20 protein-coding genes and 1 pseudogene are annotated in these 20,913 nt (G+C 72.3%); 10 read left to right on the plus strand and 11 right to left on the minus strand.

Annotation, left to right across the window (positions count from 1 at the left end; translation table 11 throughout):
- The first annotated feature begins 210 nt into the window (after nt 1–210).
- Nucleotides 211–1,197: an aldo/keto reductase gene (locus ACFYXU_RS16880; RefSeq protein ID WP_389405708.1), complete on the plus strand. Its 987-nt coding sequence runs from the start codon at nt 211–213 to the stop codon at nt 1,195–1,197.
- 41 nt (nt 1,198–1,238) lie between these two features.
- Here ACFYXU_RS16880 and ACFYXU_RS16885 read toward each other — a convergent pair whose 3' ends face one another.
- Entirely contained in the window at nt 1,239–2,399 is a 1,161-nt protein-coding gene (locus ACFYXU_RS16885; RefSeq protein WP_389458161.1) for a DUF5954 family protein, read from the minus strand.
- 396 nt (nt 2,400–2,795) lie between these two features.
- On the opposite strand from ACFYXU_RS16885, the gene ACFYXU_RS16890 reads away from it, so the two are divergent.
- Together ACFYXU_RS16890 and ACFYXU_RS16895 are read left to right on the plus strand one after the other, a co-directional pair.
- Nucleotides 2,796–3,515 carry a TetR family transcriptional regulator gene (locus ACFYXU_RS16890; RefSeq protein WP_389405706.1) on the plus strand — a complete coding sequence of 240 codons (720 nt, stop codon included), beginning with the start codon at nt 2,796–2,798 and terminating at the stop codon, nt 3,513–3,515.
- Between the two features lie 184 nt (nt 3,516–3,699).
- Nucleotides 3,700–5,331 (plus strand): MDR family MFS transporter, encoded by a 1,632-nt coding sequence (locus ACFYXU_RS16895; RefSeq protein ID WP_389458504.1) that lies wholly within the window; start codon nt 3,700–3,702, stop codon nt 5,329–5,331.
- Between the two features lie 162 nt (nt 5,332–5,493).
- On the opposite strand, the gene ACFYXU_RS16900 is transcribed toward ACFYXU_RS16895, so the two are convergent.
- From ACFYXU_RS16900 to ACFYXU_RS16920, 5 genes are all read right to left on the minus strand, one after another.
- The gene (locus ACFYXU_RS16900) at nt 5,494–7,080 is read right to left on the minus strand and encodes an NUDIX domain-containing protein (RefSeq protein ID WP_389458163.1); all 1,587 of its coding nucleotides are present in this window, start codon (nt 7,078–7,080) and stop codon (nt 5,494–5,496) included.
- A 102-nt stretch (nt 7,081–7,182) separates the two neighbouring features.
- Nucleotides 7,183–8,952, minus strand: coding sequence for an ATP-binding cassette domain-containing protein (locus tag ACFYXU_RS16905; RefSeq protein WP_389458507.1), 1,770 nt, complete (start codon nt 8,950–8,952; stop codon nt 7,183–7,185).
- 472 nt (nt 8,953–9,424) lie between these two features.
- Complete coding sequence (locus ACFYXU_RS16910; RefSeq protein ID WP_389458165.1) at nt 9,425–9,784, minus strand: hypothetical protein; 360 nt, start codon at nt 9,782–9,784, stop codon at nt 9,425–9,427.
- A 465-nt stretch (nt 9,785–10,249) separates the two neighbouring features.
- Nucleotides 10,250–11,059, minus strand: a complete 810-nt coding sequence (locus ACFYXU_RS16915) for an SDR family NAD(P)-dependent oxidoreductase (protein WP_389458167.1) — start codon at nt 11,057–11,059, stop codon at nt 10,250–10,252.
- Between the two features lie 172 nt (nt 11,060–11,231).
- Nucleotides 11,232–12,323 carry a hypothetical protein gene (locus tag ACFYXU_RS16920; protein ID WP_389458169.1) on the minus strand — a complete coding sequence of 364 codons (1,092 nt, stop codon included), beginning with the start codon at nt 12,321–12,323 and terminating at the stop codon, nt 11,232–11,234.
- Nucleotides 12,324–12,692: 369 nt separating this feature from the next.
- On the opposite strand from ACFYXU_RS16920, the gene ACFYXU_RS16925 reads away from it, so the two are divergent.
- Together ACFYXU_RS16925 and ACFYXU_RS16930 are read left to right on the plus strand one after the other, a co-directional pair.
- A complete protein-coding gene (locus ACFYXU_RS16925) occupies nt 12,693–13,340 on the plus strand; it encodes an alpha/beta hydrolase (protein WP_389405701.1) in 648 nt (215 codons plus the stop codon).
- Nucleotides 13,341–13,471: 131 nt separating this feature from the next.
- Entirely contained in the window at nt 13,472–13,765 is a 294-nt protein-coding gene (locus ACFYXU_RS16930) for a hypothetical protein (RefSeq protein ID WP_376507955.1), read from the plus strand.
- A gap of 422 nt (nt 13,766–14,187) precedes the next feature.
- Here the strand turns inward: ACFYXU_RS16930 and ACFYXU_RS16935 are convergent, their stop codons facing one another.
- Both ACFYXU_RS16935 and ACFYXU_RS16940 read right to left on the minus strand, forming a co-directional pair.
- Nucleotides 14,188–14,508 carry a CPCC family cysteine-rich protein gene (locus tag ACFYXU_RS16935; protein WP_361398123.1) on the minus strand — a complete coding sequence of 107 codons (321 nt, stop codon included), beginning with the start codon at nt 14,506–14,508 and terminating at the stop codon, nt 14,188–14,190.
- A gap of 44 nt (nt 14,509–14,552) precedes the next feature.
- Complete coding sequence (locus ACFYXU_RS16940; RefSeq protein ID WP_389458171.1) at nt 14,553–15,167, minus strand: hypothetical protein; 615 nt, start codon at nt 15,165–15,167, stop codon at nt 14,553–14,555.
- Between the two features lie 339 nt (nt 15,168–15,506).
- Between ACFYXU_RS16940 and ACFYXU_RS16945 the strand changes: the two genes are divergently transcribed.
- From ACFYXU_RS16945 to ACFYXU_RS16955, 3 genes are all read left to right on the plus strand, one after another.
- Nucleotides 15,507–16,016, plus strand: a complete 510-nt coding sequence (locus ACFYXU_RS16945; RefSeq protein ID WP_389458173.1) for a hypothetical protein — start codon at nt 15,507–15,509, stop codon at nt 16,014–16,016.
- Nucleotides 16,017–16,088: 72 nt separating this feature from the next.
- The gene (locus ACFYXU_RS16950) at nt 16,089–16,241 is read left to right on the plus strand and encodes a hypothetical protein (RefSeq protein ID WP_389458175.1); all 153 of its coding nucleotides are present in this window, start codon (nt 16,089–16,091) and stop codon (nt 16,239–16,241) included.
- A 131-nt stretch (nt 16,242–16,372) separates the two neighbouring features.
- Nucleotides 16,373–17,323 carry a MerR family transcriptional regulator gene (locus tag ACFYXU_RS16955; RefSeq protein ID WP_389458177.1) on the plus strand — a complete coding sequence of 317 codons (951 nt, stop codon included), beginning with the start codon at nt 16,373–16,375 and terminating at the stop codon, nt 17,321–17,323.
- A gap of 87 nt (nt 17,324–17,410) precedes the next feature.
- On the opposite strand, the gene ACFYXU_RS16960 is transcribed toward ACFYXU_RS16955, so the two are convergent.
- Nucleotides 17,411–18,304, minus strand: a complete 894-nt coding sequence (locus tag ACFYXU_RS16960) for a GyrI-like domain-containing protein (protein WP_376507816.1) — start codon at nt 18,302–18,304, stop codon at nt 17,411–17,413.
- Nucleotides 18,305–18,522: 218 nt separating this feature from the next.
- On the opposite strand from ACFYXU_RS16960, the gene ACFYXU_RS16965 reads away from it, so the two are divergent.
- Nucleotides 18,523–19,029: a hypothetical protein gene (locus ACFYXU_RS16965; RefSeq protein ID WP_389458179.1), complete on the plus strand. Its 507-nt coding sequence runs from the start codon at nt 18,523–18,525 to the stop codon at nt 19,027–19,029.
- A gap of 93 nt (nt 19,030–19,122) precedes the next feature.
- On the opposite strand, the gene ACFYXU_RS16970 is transcribed toward ACFYXU_RS16965, so the two are convergent.
- Both ACFYXU_RS16970 and ACFYXU_RS16975 read right to left on the minus strand, forming a co-directional pair.
- Nucleotides 19,123–19,500 carry an FKBP-type peptidyl-prolyl cis-trans isomerase gene (locus ACFYXU_RS16970; protein ID WP_361398140.1) on the minus strand — a complete coding sequence of 126 codons (378 nt, stop codon included), beginning with the start codon at nt 19,498–19,500 and terminating at the stop codon, nt 19,123–19,125.
- Nucleotides 19,501–19,686: 186 nt separating this feature from the next.
- Nucleotides 19,687–19,809 (minus strand): annotated as a pseudogene (locus tag ACFYXU_RS16975) (MerR family transcriptional regulator); the annotation flags it as partial.
- Nucleotides 19,810–19,844: 35 nt separating this feature from the next.
- Here ACFYXU_RS16975 and ACFYXU_RS16980 point away from each other — a divergent pair.
- Nucleotides 19,845–20,885: an alkene reductase gene (locus ACFYXU_RS16980; protein ID WP_389458181.1), complete on the plus strand. Its 1,041-nt coding sequence runs from the start codon at nt 19,845–19,847 to the stop codon at nt 20,883–20,885.
- Nucleotides 20,886–20,913: the final 28 nt, after the last annotated feature.

Genomic DNA, 20,913 nt, shown 5'->3' on the forward strand with positions numbered 1-20,913 from the left:
CCCCAGGGTCGCGACGCCCGAGGGCTCAAGAGCCCCGATCCGACCTATTCGGCGCGAACCTGATCGGTCATGGCCGAATTGGGCAAGTGCCGTGAATCCAAAGGGAGATGAGCGACGGGCTGGTGGTCCCGGCGGGGCACGGTTGACTTCGAGTGCACTCCACTGCCTAGCGTCCTCAAGGACGGATCCCACACGCAGGAGGCAGCCATCATGACCGACGTTTCCACCCGAAAGCTGGGCGACCTCGTGGTCTCCGCGCAGGGTCTGGGGTGCATGGGGATGAGCCACGGATACGGGGCCTCCGACGACGAGCAGTCGATCGCCACCCTCCACCGCGCCCTCGACCTCGGGGTGACGCTCCTCGACACCGCCGACTTCTACGGCGCCGGACACAACGAGGAACTCATCGGACGGGCCGTCGCCTCGCGCCGCGACGAGGTGGTGCTGGCGACGAAGTTCGGCTACGCCAACCGTCTGGGCGAGCCCACCCGGATCCGCGGCGACGCCGCTTACGTCCGGGAGGCGTGCGACGCGTCGCTGCGCCGTCTCGGAGTCGACCACATCGACCTCTACTACCAGCACCGGGTCGACCCGCGGGTGCCGATCGAGGAGACCGTCGGGGCGATGGCCGAACTCGTAGAGGCGGGGAAGGTCCGCCACCTCGGCCTGTCCGAGGCGGGAGCCGAGTCGATCCGCCGGGCGCACGCGGTGCATCCGATCGCCGCGCTCCAGAGCGAGTGGTCGCTGTGGACCCGTGACCTGGAGCGGGAGATCGCTCCGCTCTGCCGCGCACTCGGCATCGGCCTCGTCCCCTTCTCCCCCCTCGGCCGGGGCTTCCTGACGGGACGGTACGCCTCGGTCGAGGGCATGGCCGAGACCGACGTACGGCGCAGCCAGCCGCGCTTCGCCGAAGGCAACCTGGAGCGGAACCTCGCGGTCGTCGCCCGGCTGGACGCGCTCGCCGAGGCGAAGGGGGTCACCGCCGGCCAGCTCGCCCTGGCCTGGGTGCAGCACCGGGGCGACGACGTCGTGCCGATCCCCGGCACCCGGCGGCAGCGGAACCTGGAGGAGAACCTCGCGGCGCTGACCGTGGAGCTGACCGCCGAGGACCTGGCCGGCATCGAGGCAGCCGCGCCGCCGGAGCAGATCGCGGGCACCCGCTACGACGCGACCAGCCTGACGTTCGTGAACAACTGAGCCCTGTCAGGCCGAGGCCACAAGTTCCCGTTCCGCCGGGGTCACGAGACGGCGTCCCCCCGGTCCTCCACGTCTCCCGGGCCCGCCTCGTACGCCTCGTCCTCTTCCCCCGGCTCCTCGGGAAGGACGTTGCCGTCCTCGTCGAGGGGCGGGTGCATGGCGTTCGGGGCGTGGTTCTCGACGTCGGACGGGCGGGGCCCCTCCGGCCCGTCGGGACCCCAGCGCACCAGGCGTCGGGTGCGGCCGATCCGGGAGGTGGTGCCGTGGACCTCGACCTGGTTCAGCCGCTCGGCGCGGAGCCGGTCGGCCGCCTCGGCGTACAACGCCAGCTCGGCGACGGAGGAGCCGGTGCCCTCGGCGACCAGGGTGCGCGCGTCGCGTTGGGCGAGGAAGTCCTCCGCGGAGGCCTCGGGGATCAGCCCCCGTGAGCGCGGCTGCCACCAGACGAGGGCGAAGTCCAGGGTCCGCCGGGCGTCGTGGGCGGAGGCGTGCAGGCCGCTGCCCGGCGTCCAGGCCCCGCCGCCGGACCGCTCCACGACCCGGAACAGCGCGGGCAGGAGCAGCACGTCGGGGTGGCTCGCCCGGGCGTGCTCCGAGTCGCGCAGCACGCGGTGGGGGAACCTCGCCCCGGTGTAGACGAGGGAACGCAACGCCAGCCGTTCCGCCGCCAGGGCGGGGGAGAGCGGCGCGTCGGGGTCCAGGACGAGCCCCTCGTCGACCCTCGGCCCCCGCGCAGCGCGGCTCCAGTCGGGGACGGGAGGTTCGGGGTCGGTCGGCCGTGGCGTCTCGATGTCCCCGTGGACGTTCATGCCCGCGTACTCCTCGGCCCGCACGACCCGGAAGCGGGTGCCGAGCACGGTGAGCTCGTCCACGCGCTCCCGTTCCAGGCGGGCGACCGCCGCGAGCAGCGCGCGCCGCTCGGCCCGGTCCCCGGCCTCGTCCTTCGCCCGGAACCAGAGCAGCGAGTTCAGCGCGTCGCGGGCCTCCTGCGGGCAGCCTTGCGTGACCTCGACGACCACCCGCCACCGGCGCCCGTCTCCCGCGCCCTGCGCGGCCACCCCGAACAGGGGACCCCGTACGGCCAAGGTCCCGTTGTGCACCGCCGCGTCACGTGCATCCGCCTCCACGGCGGCCTCCACCGGCTCGACGGGGATCCTCACCACCACGTCGCAGCCGTCCGCATGCATGTCGTCCTGGTCCATGGGGCCATCCTGGCGGTCGGCGGGTGCGCGTCTCAGGGTTTCCCGGGATCATCCGCCGAAAGATGCCGTCCGGCGCGGCGCGATGTGTGCGGTCGCCGACCGTGACGCCCGCGTTCCCCCGCGACGGATGGGAGGCCCGTCCCACGACGGACCGCCGTCCGTTTCCCGCACGGCTGTCACGGCCGTGGCGGAGGCACCCGTGCCACCGGCGGTCGCCCGCGGGCGTGCTACCGGCGGTCGCCCGCGGGGCGGGGGAGGACAGCGCGTGATGCGCCGCCTGACCGGCCGCCGCCGGCCGACGCGACAGCCACGTGCCCGCGCCGAGCCGGTGCACCGGAGGTGATCTCGCACCAGACCTATTTTTGCAGACCATGCATTTTTGCGTACCATGCAGGTATGGCAGAGGCAGTCCCTGCGTCGGGCGGGCTCAGAGAGCGCAAGAAGCGGGCGACGCGCGCCGCGTTGGTGGAGGCGGCGGTACGCCTCGCGGCCGAGCACGGCGTCGAGCACGTCACCGTCGACGCCATCAGCGCGACGGCGGGCGTCTCCACGCGGACGTTCTTCAACTACTTCGACTCCCGTGACGAGGTCTTCGTCATGATCGGGGCCGACGCCGGTGGCCGTGTCCGGCGGGCCGTCCTCGCCGCTCCCGCCGAACTCTCCCCCCTGGAGGCCCTCCGCGACGCCCTCGCGGCCGAACTCGGGGAGATCGAGCAGCAGCGCGAGCTGTGGCAGCTGCATGCAGAAGTCCTGCGCCGGACACCCCAGTTGCTCGCACGCAGCATCGGCGCCCACCTGGCGGACGAGGCCGGGCTCGCCGAGACCCTCGCCGAGCGCATCGGAGCCGGCTCGCCGCTCTTCGCCCAGGGCCGTCCCCCGCTCGCCGACGAGGACGACCAGGAGCGGAGGCGGGCCCTCGGGCTGTACCCCCGCCTGCTCGCCGCCGTCGGTACGACGGCCGTCCGCGTCGCCGTCGAGCACTGGTCCGTCCGGCAGGACGAGGCCGCCTTCGCGGACGTCTTCCGGGAGACGTTCGAGCACCTCGCCGCAGGCCTCCCCGCACCACCTCATCCGGGCACCACATCCGGCTCGCCCGCCCCGCCCGACGGACGCTGACCCGCGGCCCGCAGCCCGCAGACCGCCTTCTCCTTCTACCTGCCCATCGAACGCTCCCCCTGGGGAGCGCCGCCCCCGGCCGCCCGCGCACACCGCGAAGCGGCCGGTCCGGCGACCCACGAACACTGAGAGAGATGCTGTGACCTCACCAGCGGCGCCGGCCGACGCGCCCCCGGCCGCCTCCATGTCCGACCGTCAGATACTCCAAGCCATGTCCGGCCTGATGGCGGGCATGTTCGTCGCCATCCTGGCCGGCACCGTGGTCTCCAACGCGCTGCCCCGCATCATCGCCGACCTCGGGGCGAGCCAGTCCTCGTACACCTGGGTCGTCACCGCCGAACTCCTCGCCATGACGGCGACGGTCCCGCTGTGGGGCAAGCTGGCCGACCTCTACAACCAGAAGCTGCTCCTCCAGATCTCCCTCGGGCTGTTCGTGGTCGGCTCCCTCCTCGCCGGGTTCTCCCACGAAGTCGGGCTGCTGATCTTCAGCCGCGTCGCCCAGGGCATCGGCGCCGGCGGCCTCACCGCCCTCGCGCAGGTCGTGATGGCCGCGATCATCCCGCCGCGCAGGCTCGGCAAGTACGCCGGCATCTTCGGCGCCGTCTTCGCCGTCGGCACCGTCGCCGGACCCCTCATCGGCGGTGTCCTCGTGGACACCTCCTGGCTGGGCTGGCGCTGGTGCTTCTTCATCGGCGTCCCCTTCGCCCTGCTCGCCATCGTGCTGCTCCAGCGGACGCTGAAGCTGCCCGTGAACCGCCGCGAGGCGAAGATCGACTACCTCGGCGCGTTCCTGATCGTCGCCGGTGTCTGCGCGCTGCTCATCTGGGTCTCCCTCGCCGGCAACACCTTCGACTGGGCCTCCTGGCAGACCGCTGCCCTGACCGGCGGAGGCCTGGTGCTGCTCGTCGCGGCGGTCTTCGTCGAGTCCAGGGTCTCCGAGCCGATCATCCCGCTCGGCATCTTCCGCAACCGCACCGTGGCGCTCACCACCGTCGCCAGCCTCTTCGTCGGCCTCGCGATGTTCGGCGGCACGGTCTTCCTCTCGCAGTACTTCCAGATCTCCCTGGGGAAGTCCCCGACGGTCGCCGGCCTCATGAGCCTCCCCATGATCATGGGCCTCCTGATCTCCTCCACCGTCGCCGGACAGATCATCAGCAAGACCGGCCGGTGGAAGGCCTACCTGGTGGCCGGCGGCGCCACGATGACGGCCGGCCTCGGCCTCCTCTCCACGATCGGCTCCGACACGAGCTTCGGTCTGACCAGCGTCTACATGGCCGTCATGGGCGTCGGCGTCGGCATGCTGATGCAGAACCTCGTCCTGGCCGCCCAGAACGACGTGGCCGCCTCCGAACTCGGCGCCGCCACCTCCGTCCTCTCCTTCTTCCGAAGCCTGGGCGGCACCATCGGCACCAGCGTGCTCGGCGCCATCCTGGCCAACCGCGTCGCCGCGGAGATCACCAAGGGCCTCGCCGACGCCGGCGTCCCCGCCGGTGGAGGCGGCGCCGGAAGCGGCGCGGTGCCGGACATGGCGACGCTCCCCGCCCCGATCCGCGCCATCGTGGAGCACGCGTACGGCGTCGCCACGGGCGAGATCTTCCTCGTCGCGGCCCCGTTCGCGCTGCTTGCCCTGATCTGTGTCGTGTTCGTCAAGGAGAAGCCGCTGAAGACCACCAGCGGTCTGCAGCGGCTCGCCGACGAGGTGGACGGCGCTGACGGCACTGAGGGCGGCGACGGCGCCGACGCGGGCAGGACCGGTGCGCGTGGTTCGTCCCACACCGCGCCCGACGCCCCGGCGCAGCCTGTCGAGACCGGCTGACCGACCCGGGAGGCAGACCCGTACGGACACGGCCTCTCCCGCCCCTCGGGGGTGGGGGAGGCCTTCGTCGACCTCGGCGGCGTCAACGGTGTCGTGGCGCAGCCGGGCACGGGGGCACTGCCGGATGCTCGGCGTGGACGGCGCCGACAGAGGAGAAGGCGGTCAGCGGGACCACCCCGTCTCCGTGTAGGCGCGGCCAGCCCGGATGCCTTCGAGCGCCGCGCGGGTGTAGGGGACCACCGCGTCCGGAAGGGCGTCGACGTCCTCGTACCGCCACGCGACGGTCTTGTCCGGTTCTCGCAGCTCGGGCGTGCCCTCCCAGGTGTGCGCGCGGAAGAAGAGCTGGATCCTGGGCCGTTCACCGGGGCGGTCGGCCGCGTGCACCGTGTGGACGAGGGTGAGGTCGTCCGCGCTGAGGACGAGCCCCGCCTCCTCGTGGGCCTCGCGCACCAGACACGCCGTCGCCGACTCGTTCTCGCAGTGTCCGGCGAGGACGTGCCACATCCCGCCCGCGTAGGCCGAGTCGGGATGCCGCAGGCCGAGCAGGACCTTGCCGTCCTGTTCGAGGACGAGGTGGACACCGACGACATGAGGTTCCGTGCCCGGGGGCGGCGACGAGGCCCGGAGCCCCGTCGACCGGGCGTCGGCGCCGTGACCGGCCGGGGGACGGGTGAGCCGTCCGGGCGGGGGATCCGAGTGGTGCTCGGCCGCGTGCCGTACGAGCAGCTCCCGGGTGGTGGGGAGCATCGTCAGATACGGCAGCTGCTCAGGGCTGCGCCAGGCGAGGAGCTGCCCCTCGGCCAGTGGCAGCGTGCCCGGGTCACCGGTCCACACGCCGGTGAACAGCTGCACGGGAACCAGCGTTCCGTCGGTGCCGATCACGGCTCCGACCTCGTACGGCCGGAGGCCCGGGATCTCCAGGCCGGCCTCCTCGCGCAGCTCCCGGACGACCGTGTCGTACGGCGTCATGTCCTCCGGCTCGCGGCCGCCGCCGAGCAGGTCCCAGCATCCAGGAGCCCAGATCCCGGGCTTCACGTCCCTCAGGTGCAGCAGGTACCGGCCTCGGCCGTCGTGGATCACGGCGCTCGCGTTCACGGGGGTGATCGCCCTCTCCAGGGCGGCCCCCCGGAGCTTCGCGCGGAGCGTCGGGGACCGGACCCCGTCCTGCGGCAGCCAGACGGCTCCCGGAACGTCTCCCTCCTGGAGGACGAGGCCGGTGCCGTCGGCAGCCGCGAGACGGAGGACGTAGCGGAATTCGAAGTGCTCGTGCGCATCCTCCCGCTTCCTCTCGCCGGCCGCGATCGGGTGGACGTCGATGTCGATGGGCGTGTGCCCGAACTCCGGTGCGAGGACGAGAGATGAGGGCGGGATGCCGGTCTTCTCGACGATCTCCCGCAGCGCGGTGGCGAGGAGGGTGGAGTCCCCGGTCTCGACGGGGCCACCGGGGGTGCGCAGAAGGCCGGAGGCCGTGCGGGCGAAGTGCAGGACGCGTCCCTCGGCGTCGACGACGACACCGGAGCAGGTGATGCGGCCGGTCGGTGCGACACGGTCCGTCGGGTCGTCCTCCGCGTCGAGCGCGACGATGAGCCCGGAGAGCGCGCCGCGTTCGGCGGGGTGCCGGGCGAGGTATGCGGCGAGGGTGGAGCGCAGATGGTCACGGGAGGGGCGCGTGGCCCCGGCGGGAGGTGGCACGGTCGGCGCCGGGGTGACGCGGTCGTCGGTGGGGGTGGTGGTGGGGTACGGGAACACGGTTCCTCCTCGGTGTCGTTCCGCCTGCCACGTGACGTCCCGTCACGCCGGGTCCTGTCCCGTCAACTCCCGTCCCGTCGCGGGACGGGTGGGCGCGTGCGATCAGCGGTCCTGGGAGAGCCGCAGCAGCTCGGCGAAGGTCCCGCCGCCGTGGACGAGGTCGTCGTACCGGCCCTGCTCGGTGATCCGGCCCTGCTCCATCACCACGATGTGGTCCGCGATCCGGGTGTTCTCCAGGCGGTGGGTGACCACGATCGTGATGCGGTCGGCCGCGATGGCCTTGATCCGCTCGAAGATCTGGTGCTCGCCGCGCGGGTCCATCTGGGACGTGGGCTCGTCGAGGATCAGCAGCCCGGGGCGCCGGTACAGGGCCCGGGAGCACGCGATGCGCTGCCACTGGCCGCCGGAGAGCTCGGTGCCGCCGAATACGTCGCGCGACAGGAGCGTGTCCAGACCGTCGGGCAGGTCCTCCACGGCCTCGCGGAGTCCCACCGCGTCGACCGCCTCCCACACCGGTACGTCGTCGTGGGTACGGGGCTGGCCGAGGGTGATGTTCTCGCGCACCCGCAGCGGCCACTGCGCGAAGATCTGCGGCACCAGACCGGTGTCGGCCCACACCGTGGCGGGGTCCACCTCGGCGAGATCGGTGCCGTTCCACGTGACCTTTCCCTTGTCGGGCAGGTAGATGCCGGTCAGCAGCCGGGTGAGCGTGGACTTTCCGGAGCCGTTCGCGCCGACGATCGCGAGGATCTGGCCGCGCCGGAGCGCAAGCGAGACACCGTCGACCGCGGGCCGGTCCTTGCCCGGGTACTGGTAGACCACCTCGTCGAGCCGGATCTCCTCCGCCGGCGCCGAGTGACTGCGGGGCCCGCGGCGCGGGGCACGGGCGGCCGCGTCGTCGAGGAAGGACTGCATGTCGCCCAGATACAGGCTGGTGTGGAAGAGCGCGGCACCGTACGTGACGACCTGCGACAGCGCGGCGAGCGTCGTCTGCACGGCGATGACGGCCGTCGCCGCGACCGCGAGCGCGATACGCCCGGTCACCGCGAGCCAGGCCAGGGCGCCCCAGGTCACGACGAGGAAGACACCGCCCGCGAGCGCGGACAGGAGAGCGATCCGCAGGGTGCGCGGGGTGGCCGCCAGGGTGCGGCGGTCGCACCGGTCCGACAGGGCGCGATACCAGAAGACCAGGTAGTCCGTCATCGAGTTGGCGCGGACCTCGTCGCCGTACTTCGATGCGGTCGCCCACCAGCGCATCATCCCCCTGACGTTGCGGTCCGCGACGTTGGCGTAGTGGATCTCGTAGTCGACCCGCGCGGTCAGGACGGCGCCGACACCGGCCGGCAGCACGGCGAGGAGGAGCAGCGGCAGCATCAGCGGGTTGAGCACCGACAGCACGCCGCCCGCGGTGACCATGCGGATGAGCGAGGACAGGAACCGCTGCGCGTCCGTGACCATCACATGGGTGCGGATCACCCCCATCTCGGCCGCCTCGTGCCGGTCCGAGAACCCGTCCACCGCGTACGCGGACGCCTCGACCCGGCACACCGCCTCCACCAGGGCGCTGTCGGTCTCCGTCGTGAGGCGCGGGGTGATCCGCCGCTCCGCGTACGCGGCCACGGCTGCCGTGCCGCGGCCCAGCCCGGCGGCGCACGCGACCACAAGGAGCGCCGGGACGGCACCCCGCAGCCGGTCCCCGGCGGAACCGTCCCCGAGGACGGGCTGCATGGCGCGTGCGGTGGCCGCCAGGAGCACGGCGGCCGAGAGCCCCGTGACCGCCTGGCAGACGAGCAGCAGCCGCACCGCCTGCCGGTCGGTCCGCCACGACAGTCGGGCGATCCGGCCGAGGACGGCCGGGAGCTGGCGGCACATCCGCAGGAAGGAGGTCTCGGCGAGCGGATTGACGGAGTACTGCCCGCCGTACGTGATCTCCGCGGGCGGAGGTGGCGGCGGTGCGGCGGTGGTCTGCTGTGTGCGGGAGTCGGCCGAGGTCAACGTGGTCCCCCTGACGGTTGTCCGGCGTGGTCGTCAGGTTCAACGAGACCGCAGGGATATCGAACACATGTGTTTCGGTCGTCGCCGGAACCCCGAGATTCCGCGCGCGGCGGAGCGTGGCGGATGCACCGACCCGCCTCCCGCAACAGGACGCGAGGGAAGCGGTACTGGCCGAAACGCCGAGGGTGGCCGCCGCACACCATGCGCCTGCGCCGACGAGTACGGCGCGGATCACCGGAGTGGGTCAGCGTCTCGATGCCGGCCCTGTGTGTGGGGGGGGAGAGGGGAGAGGAGGGGCAGCGGCCCACCACCGCCCTGGGCGGGACGGGTGAGATGCCGTCAGAGGCCCTCAGGGGTGGACGGGGTCGTCCTCGCCGAGTTCTACCCACCACACCCCGTCGCCGCGGGTCAGGTACAGCGTCTGTCGCTTGCCGCCGGTGAAGCGGACGTCGACGTGGGCGAGGTACGGCACGACCGGATCGGCGACGGTCGCCTCGACGGGTCGCGCCGCGACGCTCCCGTAGTCGGCGACGAGCTCTTCGGCCGCCTCGCGTCGGCCCGTGTACCAGGGGGCGCCGAGATCGCCGAGACCGGCTGCGTCTCCGGCGGCGAGGCGTTGGACGTAGGCCTTGATGAGGAGCTCCGCCTCGTCGACGACCTCCTCGGCGTCGGGGGAATCCGCCACGGCGGCGCGAACGGTGACGGTCACAGCGGGAGTCTCGCGCAGGCTGTACGGGCTGGAGTCCCGGAGCGCCCACCAGACGGCCGTGCTCGCCCCCAGGACCACCGCACATGCGGTGGCCGCCAGTCGACGCATCCGCTTCACACCCCCCGTGCGGTGAGCCCGGTCCAGCTCTGCAAGATCATCGCACGCCCGTGTCCGAACGGGACGGCCGAGGCCCCGAGACATCGGCTCAAGCAGGGCACCCAGGGCGGTTGCGGACGCCTACGTCCGATCCGCCCCACACGCGCATGCGCCGTCCGCGGACTCCCCTCACCGCAGCCAAGCCTCCTTCTTACCGTCGTGCATGGGATCCGACCCCGACCAGCGGGTCCCTGACGCGCATGGGGCGCAGGTCCTACGTCCGGAGTCGGACGGCCCGCGCCACGGACCGCATGCGCCTCCTACGAGCGGGAGCGGACAGCGCAGGGGCGCCCGTCAGCGACGGCTGCTTCAACGTCCGCGCTCCGCGCCGCCGTTGACCTGGACGATCTGTGCCGTGACATGACCGCTCTCCGGCGCCGCCAGCCACCGCACGGTGCGGGCGACGTCGTCGGGCACGCCCGCACGACCGTTGAGGGTCTGGCCGACGAGGGTGCGCTCGCGCTCCGGGGCCAGCGTGCCCCGGAAGAACTCGGTGTCGGCGACATAGCCGGGGGCGACGGCGTTCACCGTGATGCCCCGGGGGCCGAGCGCAGCGGCCAGGTCGTACGTGTAGGGGTGGAGGGCGGCCTTGCTCGCGGCGTACGAACCCGAGCCCGAGCCCCGGTAGGCGGCGATCGAGCTGATGAGAACCACCCGTCCGCCGGGGGAGGCCAGCAGGTCGCGCAGTGCCTCGGTGAGGAGCACGGCGGTGAGGACGTTGGAGCGGAAGTTGCCCAGCCAGTGTTCGGCGGTTTCGTCGAGGGGGTCGCCGTCGCCGACGGGGGAGCCGAAGGCGGCATTTCCTCCGGCGCTGTTCACGAGGACGTCCACCCGCCCGAACTGCTCACGCACGACGTCCCGTACGTGCCGGGCCCCGGCGGTCTCGGAGAGGTCGGCGACGACGGTGGTCACCTCAGCACCGGCACCGGCTCCTGCTCCGTGTGGGCCGTCGCCCGCGCCGTCCCGGGCGAGGGCCTCCGTGATCTCGTCGGCCGTGCGCTTGAGGGGGTCGGCGCGCCGGCCGACCAGGACGACCCGGTCGCCTGCGCGGGCGAAGAGTTCCGCGGTGGCCCGGCCGATACCGGTGCCGCCGCCGCTGATCACGACGACTCGGGACATGAGAGCCTCCTCACGGCCGACGTTCCGGACCCCCGGGCCGCCGGGTCGATCTGCCTGGTTCACCTGCGGTGCGGTGGGGGCGCGTGCGTCGCTGACACGAACCGCTCCAACTCCCTTACCGTACCTAGTCCGATCAGGTCGCGCGCAGCCACCGCCGGGCCGGGCCGAGCCGTCACGCGTCGTTCTCCCCGGCGGAAGGCAGGCGTACGGGGACGGCGCCGCCGGGCGCGTCAAGGCGGACCACCCGGGGCGCCTGCCAGGCGGGCAGCGCACGCAGCGACGCCGCCACGACGGCCCGCCGGTCGTGCTCCGTACCGGCGACGACGACCTCGTACCCTTCTCCGCGGAGCGGATCGGGCACCGGAACGCAGCGCAGGCCGACGCCCGGTACGGCGCCGCGCAGGACGGCCTCGATGCCGGCGAGCCCGGCCCACTGTCCTCTGGACCCGACCGGATCGCCGTGCCGCCCGGCGAGGCGATAGGTGCGCGGGCCGGTGGGTGTCACCAGGTCGGCCAGGACGTGCTCGGGCGAGTGCGGGCCGTCGCCGCCCGCCGGGATCCGCGTGCTGCGGACGACCAGGGGTACGGGCGAGGGTGACGTGGCCTGAGCGGCGCTCCCGTGGGGGGCGAAGGCCAGGTCGGGGGCGAGGGTGAAGTCCCATCGCCCGTCCGCGCGGGTCCCCACCAGGCCGGTCTCCGTGGAGCCGTGCACTTCGAGCAGGGACAGTCGCGGGACGGCGCGGCGCACGGCGGGCGCGGCCTCCGGGAGGGGGCCGGTGCCGTGCGTCACCGTGAGCCGCTCGTACCCGCGCAGCTCCCGCAGGGAACGCCGCAGGTGCGACCAGGTAGATGGCACGGCCACGAACAGGGGACGGCGCGCGTCGCGCGGCAGCGGGTCGTCGGGCCGCGCGTACCGGGCGTGGCGCCCGAGCAGCGCGGGCGCCAGGCACCCGAACAGCAGGCCGTGCAGGTCACGCGGCGGGGCGTGGACGACGAGCACGTCCGGAGGGTCGACGGCCAGGAGATCCGCGACGTGCCGGGCCTCCTGGACGAGCCGCTCACGGGTCCGCCACCGGAGGGCCGGGCCGCCCGTGGTGCCGGACGTCTCGAACGGCAGCAGGGGCGGAAGCGCGGCGAGCAGGTCGCCTTCGTCGCGGATGCCGAGGTCCGACCAGTCCACGTCGTGGCCGCAGGGCGTCGCGCGCCGGTTCAGCACATCGTCCAGGAATGTCGCGGCGGAGGGAGCCAGGGTGCCGGTCGTCATCAGAATCCTCCGCTCGGGACGGACCGCTCGCAGGAGACCCCTGTACGAGCGGTTGCCGTCGTTCCTGGGTGTGCGTCGGTACCGGAAGGGACGGTGCGGAAAGCCGGGACCAAGCACTATGACCCTGCCGCACGACATCCGGGAAACGACAGGGCGGACAGCCGACCGCAATGCCAGGCAACGTGATTGCAATGCCTGCTTCACATCTGTGGCGCGCGCCGGACCCGGCGTTCTCTGCGAACCTGGAGCCGACGACGACCGCGTCCGTCGGATCTCCGCGCCCGCCGCCCGGTCTCCGTCCCCCCGATGTCTGCCCCCGGATCTCCGCCCGGGGGGCGGCGGTCGGTACTTCCAGGGAAGGAACACCCCATGAGGACCTTCGTACTGATCCACGGAGCGGGGGACAGCGCCTGGAGCTGGCATCTGGTGGAAGCGGCGCTGCGCGAGCGGGGGCACGAGGTCGTGGCGGTGGACCTGCCCAGCGAGGACGAGACGGCGACCTGGAACGAGTACGCCGACACCGTCGTCGAGGCGACCGCCGACCGGACCGGCCTGATCATCGTCGGCCACTCCCTGGGCGGCTTCACCGCCCCCTTGGTGGCCGGGCGACTCGACGCCGACCTCCTCGTCTTCGTCGCCGGCATGATCCCCCGGCCGGGTGAGAGCGCGAACGAGTGGTGGGCCGACACGGGCCACAGCGACCTCGTCCGCACCGCCGGGGAGGAGCTGTTCTACCACGACGTCCCGCCCGAGCTGGCCGCCGAGGCCCGGCGGCGTACGCGGATCCAGCGGGAGGCCCCGATGGACGGCCCGTGGCCGCTGGAGCGGTGGCCGTCGCTCCCGTGCCGGGCGCTCATCGGGCGCGACGACCGCCTCTTTCCGGAGGGGTGGAGTCGCCGCGTCGCCAGAGACCGCCTGGGCGTCGAGGCCGACGTCATGGACGGCGGCCACTGCCTGCCCCTCAGCCGACCGGTGGAGCTGGCCGACCGGCTGGAGCGGTACGCGGCGATCCCGTAGGGGAGTGCTGGCGACCACCACGATGCACAGACGCCGGACCTCTGTCGCTCCCCGTATGCGTACGGACACGGGGAGCTAGACTCGCGGGCGCGCGCCGCAGCCGAGCGGCGGATCCAGGCAGGGGTATCCAGATGGCCGTGATCGTCTCCTTCACCTTCCCGGGCGCCGGACAGGAGCTCTACGACGAGGTCATCGCGCGCGTGACGGGCGGGCAGGGGTTCAGGCGGTTCGCGGACCTGGGGAATCCGGGTCTCCTCTCGCATGCGGCGGGCCCGACCGAGGAGGGATTCCAGGTGACCGAGGTCTGGGAGAGCGCGGAGGCACTCGAAGCCCACGCGAAGACCTTCGGCCCGATCCTGGCAGACCTGGGCCACGCGGACGTGCAGCCCACGATCTTCCCGGCGCACCACTTCGTCGTGAGCTAGTGCCGCATCAGGCAACGTTTGCCCTGCGGGCCAGGGATTGAGGGTCGGGGGCGACCGGCTGAGCCGAGGCGCTACCTTCAGGCGGTGGAAGCGAACAGCACGGCACCCTGTTGCCCGTCCTGCGATCAGCCGATGATCTGCACTGCGATGGTCCTCTCGCGGCGGGAGGAGGACGGGAAGCGTGTCTGCCGAAGCGTGTGGCAGTGCGGGGATCGGCACTTGTGGTGGGGCTGGAGCGATCGCCCGGACGACGGCTTGGATGTCTGCCCTCACCCCGAGCACTTCGGTGCCTGACACGGCGTAGCGCACGGCCCGGTGAACTAGGCGGTCTCGTGTGGATCACCGGGCCGACCAGAGGAAGATGGCGCGCATCCGTCAACGGCATGCCCTGGCAACGAGAAGCAGCGTTGCTCGACGCTGCCCTAATCGGCCACGTCCGGAACCTGGCGCCGTGCTTCTGACAACCACAGCCCCTCACCATCGCGCGTCATGGACTCATCGCTTCCCTCAGCCGCTTCTTCCAGGTAGTCCAACCGGGCCTGCGCCAAGCTCAGCCGGCCGTTGGGACCGCCCCGGACGATGTGAGCGTCCGCGTCGTCCTGCCCGTCGTCCTCCCAGCCGCACTCGGGGCAGATCTCGAAGTTCGCCCGCTCCTCCAACGTGCGCTGGAAGCAGCATGGGCACGCGATGAGGTCGTTCGCGGCGTGATTCACGGGACTGGTGGGCGTTTCGTCAGAGACCATGGCCGCCATCGTCCCGCTCCCCGGAGTGATCCACAATGAACGGCCTAGGCCTCGATCCGGTTCAGCCAGGATGAGTTCGAGCGGGGGCCGACCCGTCCGCTGTCGAAGACGATCCTCGAGCAGGGCTTCACGATCACTGGGCAGGAGTTCCACAGTTCCACCCCAGCTGTCATCAGTTCCAGCACCGCGTGTTGCTCCGCGGGAGTCCAGGCTCGGCACTCGTCTCCGAACAGCTTCTCGTAGGCGCTGTGATGCACCGCGCTCTGCTGGGGCATCCGGTGGATCCCGCCGAGCCCCCGGGCCAGATCCTCGAAGAAGTTCCACGCCTCCAGCACGTCACCCGAGGGAACACCCCGGCGTACCGGGTCTTCCAGCCAATGCTGGACACGGGTGAGCTCGAGCGTGTTGGTCTCAGAGGTGGCCAGCCCCCGTCCCCGTCGGCTCACATACACCCGTGCCTGCCGAACAGTCACGAACACCGGCACCTGACAGCGATCAGCTTCCGGCAACGTCAGCACCTGATCAGGTTCGTCGCCCTCGCCGCCGATCCACAGCACTACCGCGCCGCGGCCCCGCCCACGCACCCGATACGCATGGAGATTCCCATGCCTACCGCGGCGTCCGGCCGCGAACACATCTGCCCTCTCGATCTTTGTCACGCCCTCACACTGGCATGAGCCGCGAGCGCCGTCGCGGAGTTTTCCGCAGCGACTGGCCTGACCGGAGAACCCCGGCGAAGTCCCCCACCCGGCCAACGATTCGAGCGGAATCACCAGGGACGTTCGGGCCGGACCGTGGAGGTGCGGGTCAGCTGCCCGGACCTGCCGAACCCGGGGCTTCACCCGAATCCGTGGCGGCACACGACCAACGGCCCGGCCGAGCCAGGGGGGGGCGATCCAGGCTTCGGGCCCGCCCGCCCGGTGTGCAGTACGTCGCTGAACAGCACCTTTGGTGAAATGGGCTCGACCTGGACTCACCGTGAGGGGGATCATGCAGGGGTGACATCGACCGAAGCAGCGGAGATCGCGCTCCAGGACCATGCCGCTCTCTGGAGTACGGGAGACGTCCCGGCGAGCGACGTGGTGGACGCCGCTTGTGACGCGCTCGTCGCCGGGGTCGACAGCCCCGGCCTTCGGATGCTTGCCGCCTGTACCCGCGCCGAGGCGGACTACGACGTCCACGACCTGCTTCCCGCAGCGCTCGACGAACTCGGCCTCGTCTTCTACCCGCTCGGGAGTGCGGCCGGTCAGGAGGCCACCGTCCGAGTCCTCGCGCGCCACGTGCTCACCGGCGAACTCACGCCTCGGGAGTTCGCCTTCCGGATGCACCAGCGCCATGGACACGAGCTGCCTCTGGTCGAGCGCCTCGCCGCCCTCGACGACGAGTACGACCTGCTCGAATGCGGCGACAGCGCGGTGAGCCAGGTCGACGCCGAGGTCACCGCCGAAGCCCGCCGACTCGCCGCGCGCCCCACCGCTCCCGCCGACCCCACGGACGCGGCGGGCTGAGGCGCCTGGACGCCGTCGTGGACCCCTTGAGCGGTCAGGGCGGGAGACGTCGAGGAGCGGCTGCGGGATCTGGTGGAGCGGGAGGCCGGCTGCTGTTCCTTCTTCACCTTCACCGTCACCCTGGGCGAGGACGGCCTGGTGGGTCTGGACATCGCGGTGGACCGGGAGCACGCCGCGGTCCTGGACGCCCTGGCCGCGCGGACGGCCGCCGGAGGTCGATCGTGAGCGCGGGGGTGGGCGGGGTGCCCCCGGCGGTCGGCTGAGCGATTCGGGCGACCGCGCGACTCCCGCGCGCGGGACGGATACCGAAGCGCCGGGGTTGAGTCTCCGGTCGGGGGAGACGCGATGCTGGAGCCATGAACGGCGAGACGCTCCACTCCATCGGTGACCTGGCCCGCCGCACCGGCCTGACGGTGAAGGCCATCCGCTTCTACGCGGACACCGGGATCGTGCCGCCCACCGACCGCACCCCCGCCGGATACCGCCGGTACGGCCCCGACGCCGTCGCGCGCATCGAACTCGTACGCACCCTGCGCGAACTCGGCATCGATCTGGCCACGATCCGCAAGGTCATGGACCGGGACGTCTCGCTGACCGATGTGGCGGCGACACACGCCGAGGCACTGGACGTGCAGATCCGCGTCCTGCGGCGGCGCCGCGCCGTGCTCTCGGCCGCGGCCCGGCGCGGCTCGACACCCGAGGAGATGGAACTCATGCACCAGCTGGCCCGCCTGTCGGAAGCCGAACGGCGAAGCCTCGTCGACGACTTCCTCGACGCGGTCTTCACGGACCTGCGGGACGACCCCGCCTTCGCGGCGGTCACCCGTTCACTGACCCCCGAACTCCCCGACGACCCCGATCCCGAGCAGATCGAGGCGTGGACGGAACTGGCCGAGCTCTCCCAGGACGACGACTTCCGCTCCATGCTGCACGAGGTGGCGCGGAACCTGGCGACCGACCGGGCGCCGGACGACGCCATGGGCCTGCCCCGGCTCCTCGCGGAAAGGATCCGGGCGCAGGTGACACCGGCCCTGGAAGCCGGTGTGCAGCCGGACTCGGCCGAGGCGGAACCGATCGTGAGCGGACTCGTGTTCCACTACGCGCGCGTCCTCGGGCTATCGACCGCACCCCCGGCCCCCGACCTCCGCCGCCGCCTCGCCTCCCGTCTGGAGCAGATGAACGACCCCCGACGTGACCGGTACTTGTCCCTGCTGGCCGTCGTCAACGGTTGGCCCGCCCCGGAGAGCCTGGAGCCCGTCTTCACCTGGTCCGCCGCGGCACTCCGCAGCCGGGTGCCGCAGCGGTGAACGGCCCTCTGCGGAATATCGCCGGACCGGCCTGATCCCCGGCGGCGGAGCACACCACGACCGGGGACCCCGACGAACCGCCGTACCTCACGCCCCGGCGTTCTCGCCCAGCCGCTCGACCGGGACCCACAGCTGGGAGTCCGTCTCCGTGCCGATCTCCACCGGCTGCGTCCGCAGCAGCTCGGGACCGGGCCGGCTCGCGTACGGATTCGACGGGAACCACTGCGTGAAGACGTCCCGCCACAGCTCCTGGAGGGCGCTCGGATACGGCCCGTGGTTGTCGAAGACCGCCCAGGTCCCGGCCGGCACGTCGAGGGCGTCGAGCTCCTCGGCGGTCGCCCCGGGCTCGGCCACCACACCGATCCAGTAGTCCACCTCGGCGCCTTCCTCACGGCTGTCGGTCAGGTGCACCACCGCCGACAGGACCCCCTTCGGCTCCCCGTCCGCCAGCTCCTTCATCCGTACGATCGCCTGCGCGTCCAGGCTCTGGACGTGCGCGGCGGCCGCCGCGTTGACCCCTTCGTGCACGAGAGGCACACGGGCCTTCCTGCCGACGACCCGAAACGCTTCCTTCTCGACGATCCGGTACCGCATGGTCGTACTCCCTTCGACGACGACACGGAAGGACATGCGCGGCTGCGCCGTGAGCGTCGCACCCGTGCGCCGGGCCTCGCCGGGCCCGATGCCGTGCACCGACCGGAACGCCCGGGCGAACGCCTCGCCCGAGCCGTACCCGTACCGCACGGCCACGTCGAGCAGCGTGCGCTCCCCGCCCAGCACCTCGGCGCCGGCGAGGGTCATGCGCCGACGGCGCACGTACACGGAGAGCGGCATGCCGGCGAGCGCCGAGAACAGGCGGCGGAAGTGGTACTCCGACGTCATGGCGATCCGGGCGACCTCGGCGACGTCGACCTCGCGGTCGGCCTCCGCTTCGAGGCGGCGCTCGATGTGTTCGAGTGCCTGGTTGAGCTGCTCCAGCACGGCTGCTTGTCCTTCCTCCTGATGCCTCCACCGTAGGAATCACCACCCTCCCAGCACCCGACGATCCGTGCCCGGAACGATCGGGTGCCCGGCCCGCGCGGCGGGGCCTTCGGCACCGCGATTCCGAAGCCCGCGGGCCGTACTTCCACCGTGACCGGGACCGCCTCCCGGCCCCCGCCCTGCCCCGACCGGACCGGGGCCTCTGGCACGATGTCGGCATGTTCGACTTCGGTATCGCGGGCTACCGTCCGGCCTGGCTCACCGGCCGTTCCGACCTCGCGCGCGTGCACGGTGACCGTCTGCGCGCACTCGTCGGCCGGACGCTCACGGGAGTCTGGGCGGTCTGGGACCTCGGCGACGACGAGTGGTTCTGCGACTGCCCCGTGCTCTTCGACTTCGAGGGCGAGCAGGTAGAGATCAACCATCAGAAGCTCGGTGACCTGTCCCTGACGTGGAACACGATCGACCCCACGCGCCCCGTCCGCTGGCCCGGCTTCGACCTCTCGTGGAGACCCGAACCCATCGGCGACCTCCAGGCACTGCGCGGGCTGCCCCTCCGAGCGGTCGAACTGCTGGAATGGACGGGCGAGGACGTCGCCCAGGGGAACGTCGACGTGAGCTTCGCTCTCGAGACCGGGCGGGTGACGGTGTTCAACGCGCTCGACGAGAACGGGCTGAGTTTCGCCCCTCCAGGCCCGGACCAGCGGCGCCACCCGCTCCTCTGACGGAACTGGAACCGGCACCGGAACCAAAGCCTGACCCGGAACCGAACCCTGACCTCGGCCCCCGGGCGGCGTTCAAGCAGCGGGTCCTCCGCCTCAGACCACCGAGAGCAGGTCCACCACGAAGACGAGCGTCGAGTCCGCCGGGATCAGCGGTGTCGGCGACTGCTTGCCGTAGCCGAGGCGCGGCGGAACGATGATCTCGCGCCGGCCGCCCACCTTCATGCCCCTGATCCCGCGGTCCCAGCCCTTGATCACCCTGCCGCCGCCCACCGCGAACTTGAACGGGGTGCCCCGGTCCCAGGAGGCGTCGAACTCCTTGCCGGACGCGAAGGTGACCCCGACGTAGTGCACCTGGACGACCCGCCCCGGCTTCGCCTCGGGCCCGTCCCCGACGACGAGGTCCCGCGTCGTCAGCTCGGTCGGCGCGTCACCCTCGGGACGGTCGATCACCGGCTTCGTCAGTTCACTCATCGCAGCCTCATCACTCTCCGCCGCGGGCCCTCGCACGGACCCGCCGGCCGCGTGGTCGCTCCACGCACTGGACGATCACGCTATCCAGAACTCGGATCTCCCGGAGCGTGGCGCCCCTGCGGACGGGCCTCCCGTTTCGCAGGTCCGCCCGCCGACGCGCCCAACGGGCCCGGTCCACCGCAGGGTTCAGGTCGTGACGTTCGCGGCGTCGATGACCTCGTCGAGCACCTCGCGCGAGCGGACCAGGTCGAGGATCATGCGGTCGATCCGGTCGCGCTCGGCTGTGAGCTCCTCGACCAGCTTGCCGGTGGTGATCGGCCCTCGCCCTGCCCGACCGGCTGGTCATGGCGCTGCTGACGCGCAACCGCGCCGCGGCCGACGGGGTACCGACGCCGCTCATGGCCACCTACTACGCGCAGCGCGCCTCCGCCGGTCTGATCATCGCCGAGGCCACCACGCCGAACGCCGTCGGCCAGACCTACGCGCACATCCCCGCGCTCCACACCGCCGCCCACGTGGCCGGATGGCGGCGGGTCACCGACGCGGTGCGGGAGGCCGGCGGGCGGATGTTCGTGCAGGTGCAGCGCGGGGGACGCGTCGGCCACCCCGACACCAGCGGACACGTGCCCGTGGCGCCCTCGCCGGTGGCGCTCCCGGAGGACATCCACACCCCGGCCGGGACCCGTCCGGCCGCCGTCCCACGTGAGCTGACGGCCGAGGAGATCCGCTCGACCGTCGCCGACTTCGCCGCCGCCGCGCGGCGGGCCGTGGACGCGGGCTTCGAGGGGGTCGAGGTGCACGCGGCCAACGGCTACCTCATCCACCAGTTCCTCGCGAAGAACACGAAGCGGCGCACCGACGCGTACGGCGGTCCCGTCGCGCACCGGATCCGGTTCGCGCTCGACGTGGTCCGGGCGGTGGCCGAAGAGATCGGTCCCGAGAGGGTGGGGGTGCGCATCTCGCCCGGAGTCGGGGTCAACGGCATCGAGGAGGGCGACACCGACCGCATCTACCCGGCCCTCGTGGCGGCGCTGGCCGATCAGGGCCTCGCCTACCTCCACGTCGTGTTCGCCGACCCGGACCAGCCGCTGTTCCAGGAGATACGGAGGGCCTGGCCCGGCGCGCTGATCGCCAACCCCGTCCTGGGGTGGGGCGGCCCGCTGCCCGCCGACGGAGGACGCGCCGCCGCCGAGCGGCTGCTCGCCGCGGGTGCCGACCTGATCTCCCTCGGCCGGGGCTTCCTGGCCAACCCCGACCTGGTCGCACGCCTGCGGGTCGGCGCGCCGCTCAACGCCGTGCGGGACCAGTACCTGATGGACACGGGCGGGGAGGAGGGCTACACCGATTACCCCGTCCTGGGCGCGCCCGAGCTCGTCGCGGTGTGACGGGGCCGTGACCCCGAAGAGCGGGTTC

The organism is Streptomyces sp. NPDC002232 (assembly GCF_042890295.1).
GTDB lineage: Bacteria > Actinomycetota > Actinomycetes > Streptomycetales > Streptomycetaceae > Streptomyces.